We start from the raw sequence: 1,963 nt of genomic DNA on the forward strand, positions 1-1,963 counted from the left end.
CAGCGGATGCAGCGGCGTTTCGGAAGCGGTCATCAGATATATCCGGTCAAAAGATATACCAAACTAGGTTGCGCCGCTGCGCTTGCCAAATCTTTCCTTGGGGCAGGCCGCGTCACCGCTGCGCTTGCTTCAAGGGGCGGGGCCCCCTAAGTCTCGGGCGAAGCACTGCATTCTCACGGAGACGGGTCCGATGGCCGCCATTCTCGACGTCATTCTGGTGATCCTCAACATCATCACCTGGATCATCATCATCCAGGCGATCCTGTCCTGGCTCATCACCTTCAACGTCATCAGCCTGAGCAACCCCACCGTCCGTTCCATCTGGTCGGGGCTGGAGCGGATGACCGAGCCGGTTTACCGCCCGATCCGCAACCTCCTGCCGCCGATGCAGGGGCTGGATCTGACGCCGCTGATCGTGCTGCTGATCATCTTCTTCCTGCGCCAGGTGATTGCCCGGTATGCGTATGGCCTCGTGCCGTTCTGATCTGTCCGGAACTGTCTGGATTTCTCCCAGATGCGTCACAGGCTGACCGTGCGTGTTCAGCCCAAGGCCTCGGCTGACCGGCTGGAGGGCTGGGCGGCGGACGAGGCCGGGCGGCCCTTCCTGAAGCTGCGCGTGCGTGCGCTCCCGGCGGAAGGCGCGGCGAATGCGGCGGTCGAAGCGCTTGTGGCAAAAGCGCTCGGCCTGCCGAAGTCTGCCGTCAAAGTGGTGACGGGCGGAAAAAACCGCCTTAAAGGCCTCGACATCGAAGGGCCAGAAGCGCTCGCGGCCCGGATCAGCGAACTGGCAGGTGGCAGCGATGGCAGCAGTAAAGATTGACGGCACCGCCGTGGCGGCAGATGTGCGGTCTGCAGTGGCCGCAGCGGTTTCCACGCTTCCGGGGCAGCCCTGCCTGGCGGTTGTGCTGGTCGGCGAAGATCCTGCCAGCGAAGTCTATGTCCGCAACAAGGTGAAGATGACGCAGGCCGCTGGCATGGTCTCGATCCATCACCGTTTGCCGGCCGATGCGACGCAGGGCGAAGTGGAAAGCCTGATCGAACGCCTGAACGCGGACCCGGACGTGGATGGCATCCTGCTGCAACTGCCGCTACCCAAGGGTTTGGACGCCGACGCGGCCATCGAAAAGATCGATCCGGACAAGGATGTGGATGGGCTGACCGAAGTGTCTGCCGGGCGGCTCAGCCTGGGCAAGCCGGGCCTGCGGCCGTGCACGCCGGTTGGCTCTGTCATCCTGGCCAAGCGCGCGCTGGGCGAGGACCTTTCGGGCAAGCATGTGGTTGTGATCGGCCGCTCGATTCTGGTGGGCAAGCCGGCCGCGCTGCTGTTCCTGGCGGAGAATTGCACCGTGACCATCGCCCACAGCCGCACGGCAAACCTTGCCGAAGTGTGCCGGGGCGCGGACATTCTGGTGCCTGCGGTGGGCCGGCCCGAGATGGTGCGCGGCGATTGGGTGAAGCCCGGCGCGGCGGTCATCGATGTGGGCATCAACCGCGTGCCCGCGCCGGAAAAGGGCGAGGGCAAGACCAAGCTGGTGGGCGACGCGCATTATGAAAGCTGCGCAGAGGTGGCCGGGTTCATCACGCCGGTGCCGGGCGGGGTGGGGCCGATGACGATTGCCTGCCTGCTGCGCAACACCGTGCTGGCCGCCTGCGCGCGGCGCGGCTGGGCCGTGCCTGCCGGGCTGTGAGCCAGCCTTTCGCCCCGCCGGAGACGGCGCTGTTCAACACGCTATGGGAAAGCCAGGGCGGGCAGTGTGCCCTCTGTGGCCGGCCGATGCCGCGCCACCGGTTTGAGGTGGCCCATGCCACGCTCTGGAAGAAACAGCGGCCGAGCTTTGATCACATCCTGGCGAAGGCGCGGGGCGGATCGGACCGGCCGGAGAATTTGCAGCTGGCGCATGCCGCATGTAACTGGCGCAAGGGGCGGGGATAGGTTCCACGCAGCACGAAGGGCCGGACGCAG

Annotated in this window: 4 protein-coding genes; all 4 read left to right on the forward strand. The window is 65.7% G+C overall.

Annotated features, from left to right (window positions below; translation table 11 throughout):
* Positions 1 to 190: 190 nt before the first annotated feature.
* The 4 genes from HPO_RS19285 to HPO_RS19300 are packed head-to-tail and all read left to right on the forward strand — an operon-like array spanning position 191 to position 1,933.
* Positions 191 to 484 carry a YggT family protein gene (locus HPO_RS19285; RefSeq protein WP_035602827.1) on the forward strand — a complete coding sequence of 98 codons (294 nt, stop codon included), beginning with the start codon at positions 191 to 193 and terminating at the stop codon, positions 482 to 484.
* Positions 485 to 514: 30 nt separating this feature from the next.
* Positions 515 to 820, forward strand: a complete 306-nt coding sequence (locus tag HPO_RS19290) for a DUF167 family protein (protein WP_035602828.1) — start codon at positions 515 to 517, stop codon at positions 818 to 820.
* Positions 801 to 1,688, forward strand: a complete 888-nt coding sequence (folD, locus tag HPO_RS19295) for a bifunctional methylenetetrahydrofolate dehydrogenase/methenyltetrahydrofolate cyclohydrolase FolD (protein ID WP_035602832.1) — start codon at positions 801 to 803, stop codon at positions 1,686 to 1,688. Before HPO_RS19290 ends, folD begins: the two co-directional genes overlap by 20 nt.
* A complete protein-coding gene (locus HPO_RS19300; RefSeq protein ID WP_035602837.1) occupies positions 1,685 to 1,933 on the forward strand; it encodes an HNH endonuclease in 249 nt (82 codons plus the stop codon). The genes folD and HPO_RS19300 overlap by 4 nt, the downstream gene beginning before the upstream one ends.
* The last annotated feature ends 30 nt before the right edge of the window (positions 1,934 to 1,963 follow it).

It is taken from the genome of Hyphomonas polymorpha PS728 (assembly GCF_000685315.1).
Classification (GTDB): Bacteria; Pseudomonadota; Alphaproteobacteria; order Caulobacterales; family Hyphomonadaceae; genus Hyphomonas; species Hyphomonas polymorpha.